General features: G+C 70.0%; 18 protein-coding genes and 3 pseudogenes. 7 read left to right on the top strand and 14 right to left on the bottom strand.

The genetic code is table 11. The features are described from left to right. Window positions 1-194: 194 nt before the first annotated feature. Both pip and ypfJ read right to left on the bottom strand, forming a co-directional pair. Window positions 195-1,163 (bottom strand): annotated as a pseudogene (pip, locus tag ACN9MP_RS01095) (prolyl aminopeptidase); the annotation flags it as partial. Next, the gene (gene ypfJ, locus ACN9MP_RS01090) at window positions 1,160-2,029 is read right to left on the bottom strand and encodes a KPN_02809 family neutral zinc metallopeptidase (protein WP_426323153.1); all 870 of its coding nucleotides are present in this window, start codon (window positions 2,027-2,029) and stop codon (window positions 1,160-1,162) included. The gene ypfJ and the pseudogene pip, both read right to left, overlap by 4 nt. Window positions 2,030-2,123: 94 nt before the next feature. Between ypfJ and ACN9MP_RS01085 the strand changes: the two genes are divergently transcribed. From ACN9MP_RS01085 to ACN9MP_RS01075, 3 genes are all read left to right on the top strand, one after another. Continuing rightward, on the top strand, window positions 2,124-3,155 hold the full coding sequence (locus tag ACN9MP_RS01085) for a malate dehydrogenase (protein WP_426323151.1): 1,032 nt from the start codon (window positions 2,124-2,126) through the stop codon (window positions 3,153-3,155). 147 nt (window positions 3,156-3,302) lie between these two features. After that, window positions 3,303-5,066, top strand: coding sequence for a cation:proton antiporter (locus ACN9MP_RS01080; protein ID WP_426323150.1), 1,764 nt, complete (start codon window positions 3,303-3,305; stop codon window positions 5,064-5,066). A 57-nt stretch (window positions 5,067-5,123) separates the two neighbouring features. Then, on the top strand, window positions 5,124-5,609 hold the full coding sequence (locus ACN9MP_RS01075) for a recombinase family protein (protein WP_426323149.1): 486 nt from the start codon (window positions 5,124-5,126) through the stop codon (window positions 5,607-5,609). 89 nt (window positions 5,610-5,698) lie between these two features. Here the strand turns inward: ACN9MP_RS01075 and ACN9MP_RS01070 are convergent, their stop codons facing one another. From ACN9MP_RS01070 to ACN9MP_RS01055, 4 genes are all read right to left on the bottom strand, one after another. Continuing rightward, complete coding sequence (locus ACN9MP_RS01070) at window positions 5,699-8,053, bottom strand: ATP-binding cassette domain-containing protein (protein WP_426323148.1); 2,355 nt, start codon at window positions 8,051-8,053, stop codon at window positions 5,699-5,701. 190 nt (window positions 8,054-8,243) lie between these two features. After that, window positions 8,244-8,339, bottom strand: coding sequence for a BBE domain-containing protein (locus tag ACN9MP_RS01065; RefSeq protein ID WP_426326152.1), 96 nt, complete (start codon window positions 8,337-8,339; stop codon window positions 8,244-8,246). A 23-nt stretch (window positions 8,340-8,362) separates the two neighbouring features. Beyond that, window positions 8,363-9,400, bottom strand: coding sequence for an LLM class flavin-dependent oxidoreductase (locus ACN9MP_RS01060; RefSeq protein WP_426323147.1), 1,038 nt, complete (start codon window positions 9,398-9,400; stop codon window positions 8,363-8,365). Window positions 9,401-9,434: 34 nt separating this feature from the next. Further along, window positions 9,435-10,025 (bottom strand): DNA-3-methyladenine glycosylase I, encoded by a 591-nt coding sequence (locus ACN9MP_RS01055; protein WP_426323146.1) that lies wholly within the window; start codon window positions 10,023-10,025, stop codon window positions 9,435-9,437. A gap of 29 nt (window positions 10,026-10,054) precedes the next feature. Between ACN9MP_RS01055 and ACN9MP_RS01050 the strand changes: the two are divergent. Together ACN9MP_RS01050 and ACN9MP_RS01045 are read left to right on the top strand one after the other, a co-directional pair. After that, window positions 10,055-10,135, top strand: a pseudogene (locus tag ACN9MP_RS01050) (peptidase C56); the annotation flags it as partial. 150 nt (window positions 10,136-10,285) lie between these two features. Continuing rightward, complete coding sequence (locus ACN9MP_RS01045) at window positions 10,286-10,684, top strand: glucose-6-phosphate dehydrogenase (RefSeq protein ID WP_426323145.1); 399 nt, start codon at window positions 10,286-10,288, stop codon at window positions 10,682-10,684. A 137-nt stretch (window positions 10,685-10,821) separates the two neighbouring features. Here ACN9MP_RS01045 and ACN9MP_RS01040 read toward each other — a convergent pair whose 3' ends face one another. The 3 genes from ACN9MP_RS01040 to ACN9MP_RS01030 form a co-directional block, all read right to left on the bottom strand. Beyond that, window positions 10,822-12,927, bottom strand: coding sequence for an acyl-CoA dehydrogenase (locus tag ACN9MP_RS01040; RefSeq protein WP_426323144.1), 2,106 nt, complete (start codon window positions 12,925-12,927; stop codon window positions 10,822-10,824). A gap of 211 nt (window positions 12,928-13,138) precedes the next feature. After that, complete coding sequence (locus ACN9MP_RS01035) at window positions 13,139-13,615, bottom strand: hypothetical protein (RefSeq protein ID WP_426323143.1); 477 nt, start codon at window positions 13,613-13,615, stop codon at window positions 13,139-13,141. 9 nt (window positions 13,616-13,624) lie between these two features. Then, window positions 13,625-14,914 carry a hypothetical protein gene (locus tag ACN9MP_RS01030; RefSeq protein ID WP_426323142.1) on the bottom strand — a complete coding sequence of 430 codons (1,290 nt, stop codon included), beginning with the start codon at window positions 14,912-14,914 and terminating at the stop codon, window positions 13,625-13,627. A 479-nt stretch (window positions 14,915-15,393) separates the two neighbouring features. Between ACN9MP_RS01030 and ACN9MP_RS01025 the strand changes: the two are divergent. Beyond that, window positions 15,394-15,531, top strand: a pseudogene (locus ACN9MP_RS01025) (VOC family protein); the annotation flags it as partial. A gap of 230 nt (window positions 15,532-15,761) precedes the next feature. Beyond that, window positions 15,762-17,036 carry a GNAT family N-acetyltransferase gene (locus tag ACN9MP_RS01020; RefSeq protein WP_426323141.1) on the top strand — a complete coding sequence of 425 codons (1,275 nt, stop codon included), beginning with the start codon at window positions 15,762-15,764 and terminating at the stop codon, window positions 17,034-17,036. 244 nt (window positions 17,037-17,280) lie between these two features. On the opposite strand, the gene ACN9MP_RS01015 is transcribed toward ACN9MP_RS01020, so the two are convergent. The 5 genes from ACN9MP_RS01015 to ACN9MP_RS00995 form a co-directional block, all read right to left on the bottom strand. Further along, window positions 17,281-18,966, bottom strand: a complete 1,686-nt coding sequence (locus ACN9MP_RS01015; RefSeq protein ID WP_426323139.1) for a formate--tetrahydrofolate ligase — start codon at window positions 18,964-18,966, stop codon at window positions 17,281-17,283. 204 nt (window positions 18,967-19,170) lie between these two features. Next, window positions 19,171-21,192: a DNA helicase RecQ gene (gene recQ, locus ACN9MP_RS01010; protein WP_426323137.1), complete on the bottom strand. Its 2,022-nt coding sequence runs from the start codon at window positions 21,190-21,192 to the stop codon at window positions 19,171-19,173. Window positions 21,193-21,453: 261 nt separating this feature from the next. Continuing rightward, window positions 21,454-21,990, bottom strand: coding sequence for a DUF1697 domain-containing protein (locus ACN9MP_RS01005; protein ID WP_426323135.1), 537 nt, complete (start codon window positions 21,988-21,990; stop codon window positions 21,454-21,456). A 95-nt stretch (window positions 21,991-22,085) separates the two neighbouring features. Next, on the bottom strand, window positions 22,086-22,373 hold the full coding sequence (locus ACN9MP_RS01000) for a hypothetical protein (RefSeq protein ID WP_426323133.1): 288 nt from the start codon (window positions 22,371-22,373) through the stop codon (window positions 22,086-22,088). Window positions 22,374-22,451: 78 nt separating this feature from the next. Beyond that, a complete protein-coding gene (locus ACN9MP_RS00995; RefSeq protein ID WP_426323131.1) occupies window positions 22,452-25,124 on the bottom strand; it encodes a DEAD/DEAH box helicase in 2,673 nt (890 codons plus the stop codon). Window positions 25,125-25,388: the final 264 nt, after the last annotated feature.

The following is a 25,388-nucleotide window of genomic DNA, read 5'->3' as shown; positions in this document are numbered from 1 at the left end:
CCTACCAGGGGGCGGCTGGGTGTTCCCCGGCGGCCCGACTGCTACCCGGCGACAGCGTCGGCCGCGGGCGTTTCGTCTCGCTCGCTGCTCGCTCGCTCGACGACCGGGATCGGGGATGCGGCGGACTCCTGCGCTTCCTCGGGCTCGCGATCGACCGGCTCGGCCTCCTCCGGCTCCGCCGCCGGCGGCGCATCCGCCGCGAACCGGTCCGTCGCCGCGCGCAGGGCGGCCGCGATGCCCGGCTCGGACGCCGCGTGGCCCGCATCCGGAACCATCGTGAAATCCGCTTCCGGCCATGCCCGGTGAAGATCCCAGGCGGTCATCGGCGGTGTGCACAGGTCGTACCGGCCCTGCACGATCACGGCGGGGATGTGGCGGATGCGGTCGACTCCGGCGATCAGCTGCCCCGGCTCGAACCACCCGCCGTGGAGGAAGTAGTGGTTCTCGATGCGCGCGAACGCGACCGCTGCCCGCGGCTCGGTCATCGCCTCGACGAGCTGCGGATCGGGATGCAGCGTGAGGTTGGCCGCCTCCCAGCGCGACCAGGCCACCGCCGCGGGCACGTGCACCTCGGGGTCGGGGTCGGCGAGCCGCCGGTGGTAGGCCTCCATGAGCTGGGAGCGCTCGAGGATCGGGATGGGAGCGATGAACTCCTCCCACAGATCCGGGACGACGGATGCTGCCCCGCCCTCGTAGAACCACTCCAGCTCGTGGCGACGGAGGGTGAAGATGCCGCGCAGGACGATCTCGGACACCGCGTGCGGATGCGCCTGGGCGTACGCGAGGGCGAGCGCGCTCCCCCACGATCCGCCGAACACCTGCCAGGTGTCGATGGCGAGGTTGCGGCGCAGCAGCTCGACGTCGGCGACGAGGTGCCACGTGGTGTTGTGACGGAGGTCGGCGTCCGGCTCGCTCGCGTGCGGCGTGGAGCGCCCGCAGCCCCGCTGGTCGAGCAGCACGATGCGATACCGCTCAGGGTCGAAGAAGCGGCGGTGCCACGGCGAAGAACCCGCGCCCGGCCCGCCGTGAAGGAACACCACCGGCTTACCCTCGGGGTTTCCGCTCTGCTCGTACGCGATGCGGTTGCCCTCGCCCGCGATCAGCGTGCCCGTGTCGTAGGGCTCGATCGGCGGATAGAGGATGTCGTCGAGGTGTCGGTTCATAGGCTTCCCCCCGGGACGGCGAAGGTGTCGCACGCCTCAGGCCCGTTCTGGTAGCCGGTCTCGAACCAGCGCTGGCGCTGCTCGCTGGAGCCGTGGGTCCAGGATTCCGGGTTCACGACGCCCCCCGACTCCTGCTGGATGTGGTCATCCCCCACGGCGCCGGCCGCGTTGATCGCATCGGCGATCTGCTGCTGCGTCGGCTCCCGCAGATACGGTACCCCGTTCTCGTCCACCTGCTGTGTCATGTCGCCCACCCACGCGCCGGCGAAACAGTCGGCCTGCAGCTCGGTGCGAACGCCGTTGCTCTCGGGACCGGTGCCGTTGTTCGGGTGCTGGTCCATGATCCCCGTGATGTGCTGCACGTGGTGGCCGTACTCGTGGGCGAGCACGTACAGCTGCGCGAGGTCGCCGGCGGTCGCATCGAACTGCTGACGCAGCAGGCCGAAGAAGGTCGGGTCGACGTACACCGTCTCTTCGGGAGGACAGTAGAAGGGTCCGGTCTGATTGGATGCGGTGCCGCACTGTGTGCCCGTCTGCTGGTCGACGATGATCAGCTTCGGCGCGCGGTATCCCTGCACCTGCGTGCCCCAGTACTTGTCGAGCACGACGCTACCTGCGGCGAGCCGGCACGCGTCGTTGCTGTTGGCGTCGGCGCCGGTCTGGCACTGCTCGATCTCGGACTCGCCGCCCGCGCCCACTTGGGGGCTCTGCGGCATGACGCTCGACAGGTCCTGTCCGGTGAACAGCTGGAAGAGGATGACCGCGATCGCACCGAGACCGGCGATGCCGCCGCCCGCTACCGCCACGCCCGGGCCGCGGCGCCGCGCCGTGTTCCCCCCGATGTTGGCGTTGTCGTTGAACGTCATGGCAGTCAAGGTACCGCGACACCCGTGACGGAAGGAGGAACCGTCGCAGAATCTCCCTGATTGAGTACAATGCGCCCGGTCTAGGCTCAGAGCCATGGCGAGCGAACCCACGACCGTGACCATCACCGGCGGCGGAGGCCAGATCGGCTACGCGCTGATGTTCCGCATCGCGGCGGGAGACATGCTCGGCGCCGATCGTCCGGTACGTCTCCGGCTGCTGGAGATCCCACAGGGGATGCGCGCGGCCGAGGGTGCCGCGCTCGAGCTGCAGGACTGCGCCTTCCCGCTGCTGCGCGAGGTCGAGGTGACCGACGACCCGCTGACGGCCTTCAACGGCACTCGCATCGCGCTCCTCGTCGGCTCCCGGCCCCGGAGCGCCGGCATGGAGCGCGGCGACCTCCTCGCGGCCAACGCCGGCATCTTCGGACCCCAGGGAAGGGCCATCGGCGCGGTGGCCGACGAAGACGTGCGCGTCGTCGTCGTGGGCAACCCCGCCAACACGAACGCGCTCATCGCCGCAGCATCCGCCGCTCCCGACGTGCCCGCCGAACGCTTCACGGCGCTCACGCGCCTCGACCACAATCGCGCCGTCGGCCAGCTCGCCGAGTTTCTCGAGGTCGGCGCGGAAGCGATCGCCGACGTCGCGATCTGGGGCAACCACTCGGCCACGCAGTTCCCCGACGTCTCGCACGCGACCCTGCGCCACGGACCGGAAGGACGGATGCCGCTCCTCGACGCGCTCGCCGAGCGCCTGGGGGGTCGCGAGGCGGCGACGGCGTGGCTCGACGACGTCTTCATCCCGCGGGTGGCGAAGCGCGGCGCCGAGATCATCGAGGTGCGCGGCTCGTCGTCGGTGGCGTCGGCGGCGAACGCGGCCATCGACCACGTGCGCGACGAGCAGCTCGGCACGCCGCGACGCAGCTGGACGTCCGCGGCCGTGGTGTCGCGCGGCGAGTATGGCGTGCCCGAGGGAATCGTGTGCTCGTTCCCGGTGCGCTCGCGGGGGAAGGGATACGAGGTCGTGGAGGGGCTGGACCTCGATGACCGTGCACGTGCGCGGCTGGAGGCATCCGTCGCCGAGCTCGTCGCCGAGCGCGACGCGGTCACGGCTCTCGGGGCGCTCTGAGCCGGGCAGCCCCGGTTTCCCATCGCGCACTTTGTCGCTCGCGGCCCGATAAGGCGCAGAGTGCGCGATCCGAACGGGGAGAGGGCGGTGCCGGACGGTCGGTCGCCCGGGAGCTCCCCGAAACCCCACGGCAATAGGCTCTGACTCGTGGAAGCCCTGATCGTCGTCATCATCGCGATCGTCGTCATCGCGCTGGCGACGGCGGTCGCGCCGAGGGTCGGCATCGCGGGGCCGCTCATCCTCGTGCTCATCGGGAGCGGGGTCAGCCTGCTGCCCTTCGTCGAGATCCCCGAGATCAATCCGGAATTCATCCTGATCGGGGTGCTGCCCCCGCTGCTCTACTCGGCGGCGGTGGCGCTCCCGGCCATCGAGTTCCGGCGCGACTTCGGGCCGATCGCGGGACTGTCGTTCCTGCTCGTGATCCTCAGTTCGATCGTGCTCGGGCTCTTCTTCCTCGCCGTGATCCCCGGCATCCATCCCGCGGTCGCCGTCGCGCTGGGCGCGATCCTCAGTCCCACGGATGCCGTGGCCACGTCGATCGTGAAGCGGCTGGGGGTCTCTCGGCGCGTGGTGACGATGCTCGAGGGAGAGAGCCTGCTCAACGACGCGACCGCGCTGGTGCTGCTGCGCACCATGATCGCGGCGGTCGGCATCGCCACCAGCGTCAGCGGCGACACCAGCGTCGGCGTCGGCTTCATCCCCGCCTTCGCGTGGGGAGTCCTCGTCGCCGTCGTGATCGGCGCGATCGTCGGCTGGCTCAACCTGAGGCTGCGCTCTCTCATCCGCAACTCCGCCGCGAACACGGCGATCGGGTTCGTCGTGCCCTTCATCGCCTACATCCCCACCGAAGAGCTCGGCGGCTCGGGGCTCGTCGCGGCCGTCGTCGCGGGCATCGTGACCGGTCAGGGCGCTGCTCGCTGGTTCACGCCCGAGCAGCGGAGGTCGGACGAGCACAACTGGCACACGATCGAGCTCGTGCTCGAGGGCGCCGTGTTCCTCGTGATGGGCCTCGAGCTGCGCGACATCGTCGCCCGGAACGTCGAGGACCACAACGGCCTCGGCACCGGTATCGGCATCGCGGCCGGTGCGCTCGCGATCGTCATCCTGGTTCGCGCGGCGTACGTGTCGCTGCTCGTCTGGCTGCAGAGCCTGCGCGCCCGGGGACGCCAGCGACGACGCCTCGAGGCGATGTCGATGCGCATCGACCAGCTGGTGGCCGGCGGCGCTCGCTCCCCCGCCGAGTCCGACGCGAGGACGAGTGGTCTCGACAGCCCGCGAGGGCAGCGGCGCCTGTCGTCGATGCGGGCGAGGGTCTCGCGCTCGCTGAGCGACCTCGACTACTACCAGGCCTCACCGCTCGGGTGGAAGCACGGGGCGATCATCGTGTGGGCGGGCATGCGCGGCGTCGTGACGCTCGCCGCCGCCCAGACGCTGTCGGACGACGTCACGAGCGACCGCGCGCTGCTGGTGTTCATCGCCTTCGCCGTGGCGGTGGGCAGCCTCATGCTGCAGGGGTTCACGCTCCCGTGGCTGGTGCGGGTACTGCGGCTCGAGCGCCCCGGCGATGACAGGCTCGACAAGGCCGAGCAGTCGGCGCTGGACGAGGAGCTGCGCGACGCGGCCGTCGCGGCGCTGTCGAACACCGCGCTGCGGCGCCGCGACGGCACCGCGTTCGCGGAGGATCTGGTCTCGATCGTCGGCACGCGCATGGTCGACCCGCCGGACGACGCCGACGGCCTGCCCACCCGCGACCTGCTCGAGCTGCGGCTCGCGATGATCGAGGCGATGCGCGCGAGGCTGAACGAGCTCTCGTCGGGCGGCGGCTACAGCACGCCGGCCCTGCGCCACGCCCTCGCCGAGCTGGACGCCGACCAGCTCAGCCTCGAGCTGCGCCTCGACGACGAGGACTGAGGCCGCCGCGGAAGACGCTCTGCCGGGTGAGACAATGGGGCAAGCGAAGGGGCACGAATGACCGACACGACGAAGACGCCGGATGCCGCGCACACGCACGCGGCGCCGGGCTCGGTCGCGCCCGACACGGCGCCGCTGCACCTGCCGCACCCGGCGGCGGAGTGCCCCAAGTGCTTCACCGAGCTGCAGCAGAACCGCAACTGGTGGCTGGCCCAGCCCGCCGGCTCGCGCCTCGTGGGCTTGGTCATCGCGCGTGACGACATGCCCTCGGTGGTGGAGCAGCGAGCAGATCTGACCCGCTTCGGAGTGCCGATCGAAGGCTTCCGCCACCCCGCGCCCGAGACGCTCGAATCGTGGGAGGAGCGCCTCGTACGGCTCCTCGGCACCCTGCGCCGCGGTGACGTGCTCGTCGTCGCCAACGTGCACGCGCTCGGCCGCGACATCGATGAGGAGACCCGCACCGTCGCCGAGCTGCACCGTCGCGGCGTCGTGGTGAAGGTCGTCAGCCACGGCGGACGACACCTGTACGACGCCGGGCGCTGAGCCTCCGCTGACGCTGATGGCTCTCGCCCCGTTCGTCATCCAGTTCTCCGGTACTCAGTTCGTTCACGCGGGCCCCCCGTGCCGGTTCCTCAGCCCCGACCCCCGACGTACTCCCGCAGGTGCTGGGCAGTGAGCGTGTCCGCGCCCTCCACCAGCTGCCGGGGTGTGCCCTGGAAGACGATCTCGCCGCCGTCGTGCCCGGCGCCGGGGCCGATGTCGATGATCCAGTCGGCGTGCGCCATGACGGCCTGATGGTGCTCGATCACGATGACGCTGTTGCCGGCCTCGACCAGGCGGTCGAGCATCCCGAGCATGTTCTCGACATCGGCGAGATGAAGCCCCGTGGTGGGCTCGTCGAGCACGTAGATCGCACCCTTCTTCGCCATCGAGATGGCCAGCTTCAGCCGCTGCCGCTCGCCGCCGGAGAGCGTGTTCAGCGCCTGCCCCAGCGTGAGGTAGCCGAGGCCCACATCGATCATGCGAGCGAGCGTGGTGTGCGCAGGTCCCTTCGTGAAGAAGGCGGCCGCCTCGGCTGCCGACATCGCCAGGACCTCGGCGATATTCCTGCCGTCGAGCCGGTACTCGAGCACCTCATCGCTGAAGCCCGAGCCCTCGCACAGCTCGCACAGCGTCTCGACGGTCTGCGTGAACCCGAGATTCGTGATGATGACGCCGAGACCGCGGCATGCCGGGCACGCCCCCTCGGAGTTCGCGCTGAAGAGCGCCGGCTTCACGCCGTTGGCCTTCGCGAAGGCCGAGCGGATCGTGTCGAGGATGCCCGTGTACGTGGCGGGGCTCGAACGCCGGTTGCCCTTGATGGGGGCCTGATCGACCACCACCACATCGTCGAACGCGGGCACGTTCCCGTGGATCAGCGATGACTTGCCCGATCCGGCGACGCCGGTGACGACGGTGAGGATGCCGAGGGGCACGTCGACATTGACATCCTTGAGGTTGTGCTGGGACGCCCCGCGGATCTCGAGCGCGCCCGTCGCGGTGCGCGAGGAGTCCTTCAGCCGCGCGCGGTCGTCGAGATGCCGGCCGGTGATCGTGCCCGACGCGCGCAGGCCCGCGACATCGCCCTCGTACTGCACCTCGCCGCCCGCGCGGCCGGCACCCGGGCCGAGGTCGACGATGTGGTCGGCGATCTCGATCACCTCCGGCTTGTGCTCGACCACGAGCACCGTGTTGCCCTTGTCGCGCAAGAGCTTCAGAAGCCGGTTCATCCGTTCGATGTCATGGGGGTGGAGGCCCGCGGTGGGCTCGTCGAACACGTAGCTGATGTCGGTCAGCGCGGAACCGAGATGCCGGATCATCTTGGTGCGCTGAGCCTCGCCCCCCGACAGCGTTCCCGACGCCCGGTCGAGCGACAGGTAGCCGAGGCCGATGTCGATGAATGAGGCGATGGTCTGACGCAGGCCCACCATGAGGGGGGCGACCGAGGGGTCGGTCACCGTGTCGAGCCACCCCGCGAGGTCGGTGATCTGCATGGCCGCAGCATCCGCGATGCTGATCCCGTTGATCTTCGACGACCGCGCGCCCTCGTTGAGCCGGGTCCCGCCGCAGTCAGGGCAGGGGAGGAACTTCACCGCCCGGTCGACGAACGCCCGGATGTGGGGCTGCAGCGAGTCGCGGTCCTTCTGGAGCATCGACTTCGTGATCTTCGGCACAAGACCCTCGTAGGTCATGTTGATGCCGGCGATCTTGACCTTGGTCGGCTCTTTGTACAGGAAGTCGGCGAGCTCCTGCTCGCTGTAGTCCTGGATGGGCTTGGCCGGGTCGACGAAGCCGGACTCGGTGAACCCCTTCACCATCCAGCCGTCGGGGTTGTAGCCGGGCACCTGGATCGCGCCGTCCTGCAGCGACTTCGTCTTGTCGTAGAGCTCGTCGAGGTCGACGTCGCTTACCTCGCCGAGGCCCTCGCAGCGCGGGCACATGCCGCCCGTGATCTCGAACGACCGGCGCTCCTTGACCTTCTTGCCGCCCTTCTCGAACGTCACCGCGCCCGCGCCTGAGACGGACGGGATGTTGAACGAGAAGGCCTGCGGCGAGCCGACGTGCGGCTGGCCGATGCGGCTGAAGAGGAGCCGGAGCATCGCGTGCGCGTCGGTCGCCGTGCCCACCGTCGACCGCGCGTTGGAGCCCATGCGCTCCTGGTCGACGATGATCGCCGGGCTCACGTTCTCGAGGGCGTCGACCTCGGGCCGGCTGAGCTGCCCCATGAACTGCTGCACGAACGTGGGATAGGTCTCGTTGATCAGCCGCTGCGACTCGTTGGCGATCGTGCCGAACACGAGCGAGGACTTGCCCGAGCCGCTCACGCCGGTGAAGACGGTCAGGCGGCGCTTCGGGATCTCGACCGACACGTTCCTGAGGTTGTTCTCACGGGCGCCGACGACCCGGATGACCTCGTGCGAATCGGCGATGTGGGAGTCGGATGCCATGCGCACGAGTATGCCGGTGAACCCCGACACTGCGCCTCCTCGATCCTGCCCGATCCTGCCCCTGCAGAACTCCACGGATGTGCACCCGTTGAGGTCGAGGCGGGCAGATCGGCAGCCGGAGCGCCGAAATCCGTGGAGTTCTGCAGACCGCCGCGGATAGGCGGGACGAGGCGGGACGGATGCCGCCGGCTCAGGCCGCTTCGGTCTCCGCGGGCTCGACGGCGAAGTTGTCGCGGAAGACGCACGCCGGGTCGTAGGCCGCCTTCACGCGGCGCAGCCGCGCCAGCGTCGCGGGCGGGAAGGCCTCCGCTATGTGCTCCGGATGCTCGGACGCCCGCCCCGCATGTAGGTGGCCCGCACGTCGCCGTACGCGAAGTCGCCCCGCTCGATGGCGCGCAGGCCGGCCGGCGCGTCCTCGTAGGCGAGGCCGTCACGGCGTGCGGCGAGCGCCGCCGACGACCGCACCGGTGCCGAGGCGACGCCGCGCCTTTCGCGCTCCGCCGCGGCGGCCTCGCGCACCGCGGGCGCGATCTCCTCGCCGAAGCGCTGCAGGAGGTTCGGGTCGTCGGCCGCGAGGATGAAGGTGCCGATGCCGTCCTCGAGCGCGAGCCGTGCGAGGCGCTCGGCGAACTCGCGCGGTTCGGCGGCGAGCTGCCCGATGTTGAGCAGTCGCAGGAGCTCGCGCGGGTCGCGGCCGGCGGAGGCGGCGGCCTCGTCGATCGCAGCGTTGCCCCTGGCGAGATCGCCGGGCTTCATGTAGCCGAGGGACGGCAGCCAGCCGTCGCCCTTGCGGCCCGTGAGCGAGAGCATGCGCGGCTTGTACGCGCCGATGTGGATGGGAATGTCGTGCGCGGGCCGGGGTCCGCGCTTGGCGCCGTGCACGCGGTGGTAGCGGCCCTCGGTGAAGACGCCGCGGCGCTCATCGGTGCGCCACAGCTCCCGGATGACATCGATGGCCTCCTCGAGGGCGGTGACGGCCTGGCCCGGTGTCAGGCGCGTGCCGCCCATCGCCTCGATGGCGTCCCAGAAGCCGCCGGCCCCGAGGGCGAGGTCGAAGCGCCCGGCCGAGAGCAGGTCGACGCTCGCGGCGGCTCGTGCCACCACGGCGGGCGGACGCAGCGGCACGTTGAGCACGTTCGGCGCGATCCGGATCGTCTCCGTGCGCGCGGCGACGAACGACATCAGGGTCCAGGTGTCGAGGAACGCCGGCTGGTAGGGGTGGTCCTGGAAGGTGACGAGATCCAGACCGGATGCCTCGGCCACCTGCGACAGGAGCACCGGGGCCTCCGGGGCCGCCGACGTGGGCGTGATGAACGCCCCGAACTCGAGCGCGTGTCCGTAGTCCATGCATGCCTCCGCACACGTGAACCCTCAGCATCCGCTATTCATTCCGACGCATGAGTCCCGCCCGCCAGCAGCCGTCGACGTGGTCGTCCACCATGCCCGCGGACTGCATGAGCGCGTACATCGTCGTGGGCCCCACGAACCGGAACCCGCGCTTGCGGAGCGCCTTGCTCATCGCCTCGGCCTCGGCGGTGATCGCCGGCACCTCGGCGAAGGTCGCCGGGCGCCGGTGGGAGGGCGGGGCGAACGACCACATGAAAGCGTCGAGCTCGCCCGGTTCGAGCGTGAGGACGAGCCGGGCATTCGAGATCGTCGCCTCGATCTTGGCGCGATTGCGGATGATGCCGGCATCCGACATCAATCGCTCGATGTCGTCGTCGCCGAACGCCGCGACGGCCTCCGGCTCGAAGCCCGCGAACACCTCGCGGAACCGCGGGCGCTTGCGCAGGATCGTGATCCACGAGAGCCCCGCCTGGAACCCCTCGAGGCTCATCTTCTCGAACAGCGCACGGTCGCCGTGCAGCGGAACACCCCACTCCTCGTCGTGATAGCGGGCGTACTCGAGGTCGTCGCCGACCCACGCGCACCGCGCGCGGCCGTCGGCGCCGAGTCGGACGTCGGGAGTCATCGCGCCAGCCTAGGGCGACGCGCCGACATCGCACCCCCGACGACCTGCCGGCTTTCAACGCCAAGGTCGCCGAGGAGGTCTCCGAAGGAGCGCACGCCGGCCAGACCGCCCGACCCTCCGGTCGCCACCACGGGCCGCGGCATCCGCCGTCGCATCGGCCCGTCACCGAGTCGTCACCTTCTCGATTCCCGGATGCCGCGTCCGTCGCTTACCGTGGAACGTCGGGCTGTTCGCGCCCGGGCAGCTGGGAGGCACGGAGCATGAAGATCGTCGCGTCGGCGGATTGGCGGGACTCCGTCCCCTTCGAGAGCCCCGTGCTCGTCGCCGATGTGATTCCCGGTGAGCCCACGCGCTGCTTCGCGTGCGGTCCCGAGTCCGAGCTCCTGCCCCGCACCGAGCTCTGGGCCTTCAAGCACCGCCACCCCAAGAACCACGACGGATACGTGCGGTTCTACTGCGCGTTCCACGTGCCGAAAGTCGAACGCCGCCCGGAGCCCGCCCCGACGGCGGCCGCCCGCCCGAAGGCGTCGCGCCCGGCCGCAGAGCGCCGCGTCGCGAAGCCCGCGATCCCCGAGCGCTTGCGCGCGATGTGCCCGAACTGCTTCATCGAGGTGTCGGCGACCGGCGAGTGCGGCAACTGCGGCTGGAACGCCGCCTGACCGCACCCGCGGGGTCGCAGCATCCGTCCCTCCGCGATCTCTATCGCCCAGAACAGGAGATCTGACGAACACAGGGCGATCTCGGCCCCATCGTCCTGCCTTCGCCAGATCTCCTGATCTCGGAACGCGTGCCGGGCCTACTTCTTCTTGAGCGACTTCTCCGACACCGGCGCCTCGCCCGACGCCGCGAGGGCCTGGTAGTACTCGCGGGCCTCGTCCTGCCGCCGGCGCTCGGCGCCCGAGGCGATGGGCGCGCGCACGTGCTCGGGCGCGAAGCCGTAGGCGTCGACCAGATCCTGCGCGTGCGGACGCAGCCGCGCCGCGAGGCGGTCGATGTAACGGGAGACGGATGCTGCGCGCTGCGTCGACAGCCGGCCGTTGATGAGGTACCACGCGAGATGCTTCTCGATCAGGTGCAGGCCGAACAGGTCGCGCAGCCAGGTCAAGACGTGCTTGGTGCCCTCGTCGGAGATGCGGTTCACGCCGTCGGTGAACGCCTCCCACTGCAGCAGCTCGGCGTGAGCGCGAGCCGCCTCGATGAGCTCCGCCTGGTGGCTGTTGAAGAGCGCTGCCGCCTCGGCCGGGCTCTGCCTGACCGCGGGGCGCAGCGCGGTCGCGACATCGGCGACCATCCGCTGCACGCGCCCGGCGAGCAGCTCGTGCTGATGCTCCGCCCGCAGACCCAGCTCCACCGACCTGGCGGTGGAGCCGAAGTCGGCGACCGCCTGGCCCAGCCGGCGCAGGCCCGCGCCGTGGAACAGCTTGCCCGCCGTCTCGCCGACGGCGAAGCGGGCGAGGGCGGCAGCATCCTTCCCTGTGAACTGCTTGGCGTAATCCGACAGGAGCCGCTTGCCGACCAGCTGCAGAAGCACGTTGTTGTCGCCCTCGAAGGTGACGTACACGTCGAGGTCCTGGTGCAGACCGACCATCCGGTTCTCCGCGAGGAAGCCCGCGCCGCCGCACGCCTCCCGCGCCTCCTGGATCGTGCCGAGCGCGTTCCAGGTGCTGAGGGGCTTGAGGGCCGCGGCGAGCGTCTCGAGGTCCTCGCGCTCCTCGGGCGTGTCGTTGCGGCCGGAGAACACGGCGTCGAACTTCTTGAGCAGCTCGTCGTGACTGAAGAACTGCGCGTAGTTCTGCGCGAGGAGCGGCAGAAGGCGCCGCTGGTGCTTGCCGTAGTCGAGCAGCACGACCTCTTCGGTGCCGGCGCCCGAGTCGAACTGGCGGCGCTGGCCCGCGTACGTGAGGGCGATGTGGAGGGCCAGCGCGGTGCCGGTGGTCGCGGCGCCGTCGAGCGACACGCGGCCCTGAACGAGAGCGCCGAGCATCGTGAAGAAGCGGCGGCCGGGGCTCGCGATGTCGGACGTGTACGAGCCGTCCGCGGCGACCTGGCCGTAGCGGTCGAGGAGGTTGAAGCGCGGTACGCGCACGTGGTCGAACGCGAGGCGGCCGTTGTCGATGCCGTTCAGGCCGCCCTTGACGCCGTCGTCCTCGCTGATGACACCCGGCATCATCTCGCCCTGGTCGTCGCGGATCGGCACGAAGAAGCAGTGCACGCCGTAGTTGACGCCGCCCGTGATGAGCTGCGCGAACACCGTCGCCGCCTTGCCGTGCAGCGCCGCGTTGCCGAGGTAGTCCTTGTAGGCGCCGCGGAACGGCGTGTGGATCACGAACTCCTCGGTCTCCGGATCGTAGGTGGCCGTCGTGCCGATGGCCGCGACATCCGATCCGTGTCCGGTCTCGGTCATCGCGAACGCGCCCGGCAGGCTCACGTCGGCGATGCTCTGCATCCACTCCTCGTGGTGCTTCTCGGTGCCGAGCTGGAACACCGCCGAACCGAAGAGGCCCCACTGCACGCCGGACTTGATCTGCAGGCTCGGATCGGCGAGCACCAGCTCCTGGAAGCCGGCGAGGTTGGCGCCGTTGTCGTTCAGGCCGCCGACGCGCTCGGGCAGCGCCCGGCGGGACGCGCCGCGCTCGGCGAGCAGGTGCAGCTGCGTCAGCACACGCTCGCGGTGCTCGGCCATGGGCTGACCCTCGATGCGCCAGAAGGCGGGGTCCTTGATCATCTCGCGAGCCTCGCGACGGGTCTCGGCCCACGTGCCGAGAAGCAGGTCGGTGACTGCCGCGACGTCGATGCGCGGCTCGGATGCCTCGGCAGCGGTGTGCGGTGCGGTCGGGGCACCGCCGGCGGGCGTGCGCTTGTGGAGGGCGGGCTTCTTCGTGCGGACGGCGGCGTCAGCCATGTGCATCACCTCTCGGTGGGAGGACAGGATCAAGTTCTTCTCAGACCGTAGGACTCCCACAAGCCATCATCAAAGCCGATGGTGAATGTCCACAACGCTGAGGCGATACGGGCCGCAGGCGGGTTGTGCAGGACGCACAGGGACGAGCAGAACCGGGAGGACCTCGGGCAGGGCCAAGCGCTTGCGTCGGATGAGTCCTCTTGCGGTCTGATCAGTCATCCCGGAAGAGGCCGAGTTCGCCAGACGAGTGACTGGCTCGCGACCCACTGTCCATCGCCTCGGGCATGAAGAATGCGGCGACCGCTGCGATGAGCGTTGACGTGACGCTTGCCACGACCGCTATCAGGCAATAGCCGAAGAAGAAGTCCCATCCGACGAGCACGCCGTTCGCCGCACCGTAAAGCAGCCATCCCGCCAGAGGGCTCAGAAAGCTGAGGAGAATGAACAGACCCTTGCCCCACGGAGAGCCCAGGTGTCGAGCCGTGAGGAAGGTGCCGACGATCACCATGCCGGTGGTCATCAGACCCACCAGAGTTCCCCATCGGACGCTGTCTTCCACCGTCGCCCAGGAGAACTCACCGGCGAAGGTGAATCGGAACACCGCAAGGGCCGCGATCGCCAATGGGACGCCCGCGATGGAGCCGCCGGCGATAACCGCCCAATACAGCCCCACCGTCGACTTCCTCATGTTCTCAGGTTATGACGGGGTATGGGTCTTCGAGATCGTCTGCGTTGGACAGAGACCCGAGAGACATCCGAAATCTCCCTGCGCACCCCGATACATAGTGGCCCAGTACTCGGTTCCCGCGGAGTTCATGAAGAGTCCATAGGCTTCGTGGGCGGGCACGGGGTGTCGGTAACCGTTGACCTGCATGACGCCGCTGGACCATGTGTTCACGTACACGGCATACCGGATAGCGCCGGAGGTGCAGAACGGGTTTCCAACGGCATGGCTCAGCTTGACTGAATAGAGGCTAGAGCTCACACTCCGCTCGCTGAAGACAATGCCCGCCGTGGATGCTCTGCGCGATCCCTTCAGACCTCCGGAACTGGTATAGAGGCGCGTCTCACCTACGTGCTTATCTTCCGTGACGTAGTTTGGGCCCCAGTCGGTTTTCATGCGAGCGCCGGTGCGATGCGACCGCTCGTCCCATGGGTCGACGTAGAGCGGCGGCAGGTAGTAGACACGGTTGTCCCCGCCATACTTGTCGCCGGGCACGCCGGCGCAGCCTCCGACGGCCTGCAGGATGTCCCAGCCCACGTATTGGTTCGTGATGAACGTGTTGTACATGAACCATGAAGCGACCGGCTTCATCGCTAGCGCAGCCATCGGGTCTGCGGACTTCGCGATCACATCGGCGGCGTTTTTGGGCAGGGTATGAACCTGGAAAAGTTTCTCATCGCCCGCTTCCTCACCCTCCTTCGGCCGCGCGGTGTATGTGTAGTCACGCCCGGGCTTGAGGCCTCCCTGCGTGAAGGAGCCTGAACTCGTCGATTCAAGTAGCTTCCCGTCGCGGAAGATGTCATAACCGGTTCCGTCGTTGTCGACCCACGCGGCCGAGAACGACGTTGAGCTGGTAGCGGTCGAGACCGCCAGCTTCAGCGTGGCTGGATCGATCTGCGGCAGGTCGTTGAACTGAATAACCTCCTCACTGGTTCGAGGCTGGCTGTCGGTAAAGTAGTTGACTCCCTCCACCCAGCCTTCGAGACCGGGCTCGGTAGCGTCAGACGTCGGTTCCTTGGGCTCCGGGGCATAGAGCGAGCGAAGCAGAACCGGCTCATGGTCCGCGGCCACGGCGACGGCGGTCTTCTCGTCTTTCGCTTCGTCCCTGATTTTGACGATCCTGACGTGTTGTCCGCGGGAATCCCTGATGTCCGCGAGCTCGTCCGTAGGTGCCGCGAGCGCCACGGGCGCGGGGTGGTCGCCCTCCGACGCCGCGAGAGCCGGGGTGGCGAACGAGGTCACAGCGAGGACGGTGACGCCCATTGCGCCGAGCACTCCGCGAATCGCAGTTCGCCGACTCGGGCCGATCCGCCTCTTGCGCTCTCGCCGCATGTGGTCCGGTCTTGTCATTGCGTACCTCCTGAGGAGCCATCCCAGGGCAGCCCGGCTACCGCCAGCTGCGCGACGCACCTTCTCGCTGTGTGTTTCCCAATCACGATGGTCCGTCCGCCTCTCATAACTTGGCCGCGTCGCTCGCGCCCGCCCGGAAGTGTCTGGAACTCTCCCCAGTCCGCTTCAGTCGGCGCCGGGGGTTCTACCCCCTGATCGCACGCCGGGCAGACAACCGACGACCGGCAGGATCGACAGGTACCGACGCACTGATTACACCGTGCAGAAACGATCTGTTCCCGGAAAGCACCTCAATCAGAGGGAGATTCCACCCCCGTTATCACCCGCTCGGGTGACTGTGTGCCTACCCGGCACCACACTGGTATCCACGCCCGTAACCCCTGTTCATCCCGGTGCACGATCCGCGCGCGAGCGCCCACTGGTACGCGGACGTCTTCGGGCTCGACGTCATCGAGGAGACGGACTTCTCGGGCTTGCTCGCCGGGTCGCACGGGCAGGTGACCCTGATGGCTCCGAAGAGCGGCATCCACGTCGCGCCCAGCCTCCCATGGGCGACCTGCAGCTTCCGTGTCGACGACCTGGAGCCGGTGCACGAGCCGCTCGCGCCTCGGCGCGCATCCGGGCGACGTGCTCGGCGACCCCGACAGCTGCCTCTTCTTCAGTGCGAACGACCTCGACGGCACCTGATCACCGACCGCTGACCGACGCGGCGGAGGCACCGGCCTGCCGGGTGTCGGAGGGACGGTGCACAATGAGCTCGATGACACACGGAACCGTGACGCTCGCACCGTGGGGGCCTGGCGACCTTCCCCTGCTCGAGCGCGGCAACACTCCCGAGATGACGCTGCATCTGGGCGGTCCCGAGACGCCCGCGCAGCTCGAGGAGCGCCAGGAGCGGTACCTGCGCCTTGCACGCACGGGAGTGGCGGCGATGTACCGGATCGAGGTCGACGGCACGCCCGCCGGCGGCATCGGCTACTGGCAGGTCGACCACCAGGGCACGCCCGCGTGGGAGACGGGATGGAACGTCTTCCCGGAGTGGCAGGGTCGCGGCATCGCGGGTGCCGCCCTGCGGCAGGTCGTCCGGGATGTCGCGGCGCGCGGTGATCGCCACCTCCTGGTCGCCTACCCCGGCGTCGACAACCGCGCGTCGAACGCGCTGTGCAGCCGCGCCGGCTTCGAGCACCGCGGATCGGACACCCAGCCGTGGCGAGGCGGCGAGCTCACGTTCAACATCTGGGTGCTCGACATGGCTCCGCTCGATCTCGACGGCCGCGATCCCGACGTCGACGAGCGGTTCGGGGAGGGGGTGCTCGACGAGACGCTGTGGTGGCCGCACTACCTCCCGCACTGGTCGTCCCGCGAGCGCACCGCCGCGCGCTACTCCGTCGCGCCCGACGGCCTCGAGCTGATCATCGACGCCGAGACCGAGCCGTGGTCGCCCGAGTACGACGGCGGTAACCGCGTCTCGCACCTGCAGTCCGGTCAGTTCTCCGGCGGGCTCGGCACCGAGATCGGGCAGCACCGCTTCCGGGAGGGTCTGGTGGTGCGCGAGGAGCAGCCCGAGCGTCGTCTGTGGCTCGTGCGCCACGGCGTGATCGAGGTGCGGCTGGCGGCCATCCGGCACCCCGACGCGATGGTCGCGTTCTGGCCCATCGGCTTCGAGGACCGCCCCGAGGACTGCGGCGAGCTGTGCATCGCCGAGATCTTCGGCAGCGAGATCGACGACAGCGGGGGCTGGGTCGGCGTGGGCGTCAAGCGGCAGAACGACCCCCGCCTGCACGACGACTTCGAGAAAGTGCGCGTCGAGGGCGATCTCACCGCCTTCCACGACTACGCCGTCGAGTGGACTCGTGATGCCGTGCGGTTCTTCATCGACCACCGCTGGGTGAAGACCGTGCGCCAGACGATCGACTACCCGGTGCAGCTCATGCTCGACGTCTACGAGTTCCCCCGCGCCGACGGCACCCGCGATACGGCCGCACTGCCCCACACGCTGCGCGTTCAGCGGGTGCGGACATTCCCTCCGGCCTGACCCCCGCCCCTCGGCCACCCGGCCACCCGGCCACCCGGCCACCCGCCCGCCCGGCCGCCCGGCCACCCGGCCACCCGGCCACCCGCCCGCCCGGCCCCGGTGATCCGGCGAGAGGACAACTGGTGGCCGAGACCTTGGTTGTTTCCCTCTCTCTCGGCCGCCCGCTGTAGTCTCGCGGTTCGGGAGGCGGGAGGCGGGAGGCGGGAAGGGCGGAGGCGGGAAGGGCCGGAAGGGTCGGAGCGGGTCAGAAGAGGCCGACGATGCGGCCGCTTTCGTCGACGTCGATGGAGTTCGCAGCGGGAACCGCGGGGAGGCCCGGCATCGTCATGATGTCGCCGCAGATCATCACGACGAACCGCGCGCCGGCGGCGAGGCGCACCTCGCGGATGTCGACGACGTGGCCGCTCGGGGCTCCGCGGAGCTTCGGGTCGGTCGAGAACGAGTACTGCGTCTTCGCGACGCACACCGGGTAGCCGCCGTACCCCTCGTCCTGCAGGCGTTTGATCTGCGCGCGCACGGTGGTCGAGGCGGTCACCTCCGAGGCTCCGTAGATGCGCGTCGCGATGGCGCTCATCTTCTGCCACAACGTCGCGTCGTCGGGATAGGTGAAGCGGACCTCGGATGCTGCGTCCAGGCGCTCGTCGCAGATTCGCACGACTTCGCGCGCCAGCCCCTCCGCACCGGCGCCGCCCTCGGCGAAGTGCCTGGCGACGACGGCCGTGACTCCGACGGCCTCGGACGCGGCGACGAGCGCCGCGATCTCAGCATCCGTGTCTTCCGCTCGATGGTTGATCGCGACCACCGCGGGGATCCCCCACGTCTCCCGCACCGTCGTGAGGTGACGCACCAGGTTGGCTGTGCCGCGGCGAAGTGCGGCGACGTTCTCGTGCGGAAGATCGGCGACCTCGACTCCGCCGTGGTACTTCATCGCTCGCACGGTCGCGACGACGACCGCGACGTCGGGCCGCAATCCCGTCGTACGGCAGAGGATGTCGACGAACTTCTCGGCGCCGAGGTCGGCGCCGAAACCGGCCTCGGTGACGACGTAGTCGGCCATGCGCAGTGCGGAGTCCGTCGCCAGGTACGAGTTGCAGCCGTGCGCGATGTTGGCGAACGGGCCGCCGTGCACGAAGGCCGGCGTGTGCTCCAGCGTCTGCACCAGGTTGGGGGCGAGCGCATCCCGCAGGATCGCCGCCATCGCTCCGTGCGCCTGAAGATCGCGCGCGCGGATCGGCGCGCGCTCCCGCGTGTAGGCGACGACGATCTCGCCGAGACGTTCCCTGAGGTCGGCGAGGTCGGTGGCGAGGCAGAAGATCGCCATCACCTCGCTGGCGACCACGATGTCGAAGCCGTCCTCGCGCGGGTAGCCGTTGGACGGGCCGCCGAGGCCGACCACCGCGTCACGCAGCGCGCGGTCGTTCACGTCGAGCACACGCCGCCAGGTCACCCGCCGCACGTCGATCCCGAGCGCATTGCCGTGGTGCACGTGGTTGTCGATGAGCGCGGCGAGCAGGTTCGTCGCGATGGCGATCGCCGAGAAGTCGCCGGTGAAGTGCAGGTTGATGTCCTCCATCGGCACGACTTGTGCGTAGCCCCCGCCCGCGGCGCCGCCCTTCATCCCGAACACCGGCCCGAGCGCGGGCTCGCGCAAGCAGATCATCGCCCGCTCGCCGATACGCGTGAGCGCATCGCCGAGTCCCACCGTCGTGGTGGTCTTCCCCTCGCCGGCGGGGGTCGGCGACACCGCTGTCATCAGCACGAGCTTGCCGCGCGGCCGATCGCGGAGCGTTCTCAGGTGTCGCAGCGACACCTTTGCCTTGTACCGGCCGTACGGTTCCAGTTCCTCGTCGGGGATGCCGAGCCCCTCGGCGATCCGGGTGATCGGCCAGAGTTCGGCCTGCTGTGCGATCTCGATGTTGCTCGTGGCCACGCGCGCTCCCCGTCGCGGGCCTCGTCGCCCGCTGACGTCAGCCTATGTGCGCGGACCCCACTCGTCTCGGATGCGCGTCCACTTCGTGCGCTCTCGCCGAGAACACACGTCGTGCACGCGAACAACGTGCGGTTTCGGCGAGAGCACATGAACCGCCCCCGGGGAGGCACGGAGACGGATGCTGCGCCGCGAGCCTCAGCCGGGTCAGGCGGCGGCGATGACCTCGAGAACGGCCTCGCCGTAGGCCTCGCGCTTCTTCGCGCCGATGCCCGAGACGCCGTCGAGATCGGCGAGGCTCTCGGGCCGGCGCTCGGCGAGAGCCCGCAGGGTCGCATCGCCGAACACGATGTAGGCGGGCACTCCGAGCTGCTTCGCCACGCCGGCGCGCCAGGCGCGCAACGCCTCGAACAGGCCGGCGTCGGCCGGGTCGAGCGTCTCGGGCGCGTTGGTCTTGCGCACGCGGGCGACACCTCCCGACCGCCCCATCACGTCGCGGCGCAGCGGCACCGGGGTCTCGCCGCGCAGCACGCCGCCTGCCGGCTCGCCGAGCGCGAGCGTGCCGTACTCGCCACGGGCGACCAGGATGCCGCGCGCCAGCAGCTGCCGGATGACGCTGCGCCAGTCCTGCTCGCTGAGATCCGCCCCCAGCCCGTAGGTCGACAGCCGGTCGTGGCCCTGCTGGCGGATGCGGTCGGTCGAGGAGCCTCGCAGAATGTCGATGAGGTGGCCGGCACCGAACGCCTGACCGCGCTCCCGCTGCAGCCGCACGATCGTCGACAGCAGCTTCTGCGCCGGGACGAGGCCATCCCACGTCTCGGGCGACTCCAGGCACGTGTCGCAGTTGCCGCACGGCTGGGAGGGTTCGCCGAAGTAGGCGAGCAGGTTCTGGCGGCGGCATCCGACCGTCTCGCACAGTCCGAGCATCGCATCGAGGTGCTGGCCCAGTCGGGTCTTGAAGGCGCGGTCGCCGGGCGACTGGTCGATCATGCGCCGCTGCTGCACGACGTCGCCGAGTCCGTAGGTCATCCAGGCGACGGATGCCTCGCCGTCACGGCCCGCGCGGCCGGTCTCCTGGTAGTATCCCTCGACCGACTTCGGCAGGTCGATGTGCGCGACGAACCGCACGTCGGGCTTGTCGATGCCCATGCCGAACGCGATCGTCGCGACCATGACGACGCCGTCCTCGCGCAGGAAGCGGGACTGGTTCGCGGCGCGCGTCTCGGCCGGAAGTCCGGCGTGATACGGCAGCGCGTCGACACCCTGGGCCGACAGGAACTCCGCCGTCTGCTCCACCGACTTGCGGCTGAGCGCGTAGACGATGCCGGCCGCTCCCGAGCCCTGCGAGCGGATGAAGGCCACGAGCTGGCGCCGCGGATCGGACTTGGCCTCGATGCGGTACTGGATGTTGGGGCGGTCGAAGCTCGAGACGAAGTGCCGGGCCCTCGGCAGCTGCAGTCGCTCGGTCATCTCACGATGCGTCGCGGGCGTCGCCGTGGCGGTCAGGGCGAGGCGCGGCACGCCGGGGAACCGCTCGGCGAGCGCCCCGAGAGCGAGGTAGTCGGGCCGGAAGTCGTGGCCCCACTGCGATACGCAGTGGGCCTCGTCGATCGCGATGACGCTGAGTGTTCCGCGCGCGAGGAAACGCAGCGTCGACTCGGTGTTCAGCCGCTCGGGGGCGACGTACAGCAGGTCGAGCTCGCCGGCCAGGTAGGCGCGTTCGACGGCGGCCCGCTCGGGGGGCGCCTGAGTGGAGTTGAGATACGCCGCACGCACCCCGTTGGCGACGAGCGCGTCGACCTGATCGTGCATGAGCGCGATGAGCGGACTCACGACGAGGCCCGTTCCCGGCCGCACGAGCGCCGGGACCTGATAGCAGACGCTCTTGCCGCCACCTGTCGGCATGAGCACGACGGCGTCGCCGCCGGCGATGACGTGGTCGACGATCGCGCCCTGCTCGCCGCGGAACGCGTCGTAGCCGTACACCTCGCGAAGCACAGCGGCGGCGCCTGAACCCGTGAGATCGCGGCGCGGGCCGGCGCCGGCGCCGGCGAGGGGATCGAAGGGCGGGTGCCCGGCCGCCGGGAGATCGGATGGCGGCGCCCAGCCGTCTTCCGGAGGCGCCCAGGAGTCGTCGGGCGGGGGCGCGTGGTGCTCCTCGGCCGGCGGCGCCCAGGCGTCGGGCTCCCACGCGAGATCGGCGTACGGGTCGCCCTGCGGGATCGTCATCGCTTCCAGCGTAACCGCGCCATCCGACGCCGCTCCTCGCGCCCGGCGAGGCAGTGCGGAATCCGCGATGGCGTGGGCATCCGGCATCGCTGGGGAGGAGCTCCTCGGCGTCGCTGGGGAGGAGCCCCTCGGCGTCGCTGGGGAGGAGCCCCTCGGCATCCTCATTCGAGGATCAGGGCCGGCGTGAGGAGCGGCGCGCCGAGGTAGCTCCGCATCCCGGCCCTCCTCCTCATTTGAGGAGCGGATGTCGGCACCGCGCGCTCAGCACCACTTGTCGGCGATCGCCGTCACCACCGCGAGGTTGCGGTTCGTGGCGACGCCCAGCAGCTTCGCCGCGCCCAGCGGATCGACGGAGCCCGCCTGGTAACCCGGGCCGAGGAGAGCGTGCGCCGCGCGCCCTCGCACGACCATCGAGCCGGCATCCGTCGCCAGCTCCTCGATGCGCGCGACCGTCGCCTTCGGCAGCTCGTCCTTCAGGAGGTAGACGTAGTGGCGCTCGAGGCCCGGGTGCTCGGCGCTCAGCGCCGCGGCCTCGGCCGCGATCGCCTTCAGCTCGGCGGTCGTGAACACGATCGCGGGCACCTCGAAGCCGCGATCGGCGGCGAAGGCGGACTCGAGCGCCTTCTCGATCTTCGCGCGCGAACGCAGCGGCGTGGTGAACCGCACGTTCCCCGTGTTGATGTGCGTCTCGACGTCGGTGAAGCCGGCATCCTCGACGACACGGCGGATGTCGTCCTTCGGGAACTTCCGGTTCGGCCCGAGGTTGATCGCGCGCAGGAATGCGACATAGGTCGGCATACCGTCATCATCGCGGATCACGGGCGGTGGCGGCATCCGTCGTCTCAGGCCCGGCAGGGCGAGATGGGGCGCCCTGCCGTCCTGCTGCGGTCGACTCAGCAGTGAGTCGCGTCGTTGCCGTCGATCGATGCGAGCAGACTGCCGAGGCCGCCGGGACCGTCGACGCCGAACAGTCGGGCGACGTTGCCGATCCCGAGGCGGGGCTCGTCGAATGAGCTGGCGTGGCTGCCCAGCCCTCCGTCCGACCGCGCCGCCTGTGCCGACACCACGCCCCAGCAGTTGCTGCCGTCGGTCTCGGCCGCGACTGCCGGCGCCGCGAAGGCGACGCCGGCGACGATGCCGATCGTTCCGGCAAGAGCGAGCGCTCGAATGCCAGTGCGCATGAGAACCTCCTGACTTCGAGGCGGTCCGGGCGACCGCCGTCAGGAGGTATTCGTCGCGCGAGGGGCGATCGGATCGGGCTACAGCCGCACCACCTCGGTCACGCGCACCACGGCGGTGCCGGCCTCCTCCGACGCGGCCAGGTCGACCACGCCACGGATGCGCCAGTCGTGGTCACCGGCCGGGTCGTCGATCGTCTGCTCGACACGCCAGACTCCCTCTGACACGGCATCCGTCTCGTCCAGCGCCACGAGCCGCGGGGACCGGGCCGGCCCGCCGGTGAGGATCACGTCGTGGTCGTCGAAGTACGCGTCGAGCGCGGCGGGCCAATCGACGTCGGGGTCGAGCTCAACGAGCTCCTCGTCGCGCTGCAGGGCCGCCAGCTGCACGCGGCGGAACAGTTCGTTGCGCACGAGCACGCCGAAGGCGCGCCGGTTCGTGAGCACCGACGGCGGGGCCGGGGGCACCACCGGCGCCGACGGGTCGTCGACCGGGTTGACCAGCGCCTCCCACTCGTCGACGAGGCTCGAGTCCACCTGCCGAACGACCTCGCCGAGCCACGCGATGAGGTCGAGCAGGTCGTCGGTCTGCGCCTCGGCCGGCACGGTCTGGCGCACCGCGCGGTACGCGTCCGACAGGTAGCGCAGCACCAGACCCTCGCTGCGGGCGAGCTGGTAGAGGGAGATGAGCTCCGAGAACGACAGGGCGCGCTCGAACATGTCGCGCACCACGGACTTGGGCGACAGCGCGAAGTCGCGCACCCACGGCTGGCTCGACGCGAACACTTCGTACGCCTGGCTCAGCAGCTCCTCGAGTGGCTTCGGATACGTGACGTCCTCGAGGAGCGCCATGCGCTCGTCGTAGTCGATGCCGTCCTGCTTCATCGCGGCGACCGCCTCGCCCCGCGCCTTGAACTCCTGCTGCGCCAGGATCGGCCGCGGGTCGTCGAGCGTCGCCTCGATGACGCTCACGACGTCGAGCGCGTAGTGACCCGTCCCGACGCGCGCTGCAGAACTCCACGGATTCGCGTTCGGGGCCGTCGAATCCGGTGTTTCCGCGGGCAGATGCCGCGGATCCGTGGAGTTCTGCCGGGCGCCCACACCGTCGTCCGGGTCGAGCAGCTCGATCGCGGCGAGCGCGAACGGCGACAGCGGCTGGTTGAGCGCGAAGTTCGGCTGCAGATCGACGGTGAGACGGATGCGGGGGGCCGAGGCACCCGCCCCCTCCCCGCCTTCGCCGCCGGCGGCCCCGTCGCGGTCGACCTCGACCACGCCTGCCGTGACGAGCGTGCGGAAGATCGCGATCGCACGCCGCGCGAGCTCGTACCGCCGCGCCCGCGGCTCGTGGTTGTCGAACACCAGCGAACGCACGTTGCCGAGCACGTCGCCGCCGCGGGCGATGACGTTGATGAGCATGGCGGCGGTGAGCGACAGCTGCGGCACGAGCGGCTCGGGCTCGGCCTCGACGAGCCGCTCGAACGAGCCGAGGCCCCAGTTGACGACGCCCGTCGGCGCCTTCTTGCGCACGATCTTCTTGCGCTTGGCCGCGTCGTCGCCGGCCTTGCGCAGCGCCGCCTCGTTCTCGATCTCCCACTCGGGCGCCATCACCACGACGGTTCCCGAGGTGTCGAAGCCGGCGCGGCCGGCCCGGCCGGAGATCTGGTGGAACTCACGCGCCGTGAGCTGGCGCATCCTCGTGCCGTCGAACTTCGACAGGGCCGTGATGAGCACGGTGCGTATGGGCACGTTGATGCCGACGCCCAGCGTGTCGGTGCCGCAGATGACGCGAAGCAGGCCGCGCTGAGCCAGCGTCTCGACGAGCCGCCGGTAGCGAGGGAGCATGCCCGCGTGGTGCACGCCGATGCCTGCGCGCACGTAGCGCGACAGGGTGCGCCCGAACGCGGTCGTGAAGCGGAAGCCTCCGATCGCCTCGGCGATGGCATCACGCTGCTCGCGCGAGACGATCTTGATCGACGACAGGGCCTGCGCCCGCTCCATGGCGGCCGCCTGCGAGAAGTGCACGACGTACACCGGCGACTCCCCCGTCTGCAGCAGCTCCTCCACCGTCTCGTGGATGGGGGTGCGCGCGTACGAGAAGTGCAGCGGCACCGGGCGCTCGACACCGGTGATGCGCGAGACCGCACGCCCGGTGCGGCGCTCGAGGTCGTCGGCGATCGTCGTGACGTCGCCGAGGGTGGCCGACATGAGCACGAACTGCGCACGGGGCAGGAGCAGCAGCGGCACCTGCCAGGCCCAGCCGCGCTCGGGGTCGCCGTAGTAGTGGAACTCGTCCATCACGACCTGGTCGACCGCCGCGTCGGCGCCCTGCCGCAGAGCGACGTTCGCGAGGATCTCGGCCGTGCAGCACACGATGGGCGCGTCGGGGTTCACCGATGAGTCACCGGTGACCATTCCGACGTTCGCGGCGCCGAAGATGTCGACGAGTGCGAAGAACTTCTCGCTCACGAGCGCCTTGATGGGCGCCGTGTAGTAGGTGCGTCCGCCGCGGGCGACGCAGGCCGCGTGGGCCGCGACAGCGACCAGCGACTTGCCGGTGCCGGTCGGCGTCGACAGGATCACGTGCGATCCCGAGACGATCTCGATGACGGCCTCGTCCTGCGCCGGGTACAGCGCGAAGCCCTGATCCGCGGCCCACTCGACGAACGCGTCGTACAGCGCGTCGGCATCCGGCGATCCCGGTGGGGATCCGGATGCCGCGGCCGCCGCCGCGATCGTCTCGAGAAGCGTCGTCACCTCACGAGTCTGCCCGACGTTGCGCCACGCGGGCGCCCCGGGCGAAGCAGCCGCGCCCCTCCGGCCCCTCCGCTCGCCGAGAAACCGCGATCGCGGGGAGGAACCACGATGGCGCGGTTTCTCAGGACGATCGCGGTTCGTCAGGACGATCGCGGTTCCTGCGGACGATCGCGAGCATGACACCGCGCAGGACAGCACGCGCCGGACAGCCGGACATGACAGCCGAGGGTGGCGGATGCCGCGGCCCGCGGCATCCGTCATCCT

The sequence above is a fragment of the Microbacterium sp. E-13 genome (assembly GCF_049912955.1).
Classification (GTDB): Bacteria; Actinomycetota; Actinomycetes; order Actinomycetales; family Microbacteriaceae; genus Microbacterium.
This window is presented reverse-complemented; position numbering and strand designations above follow the sequence as displayed.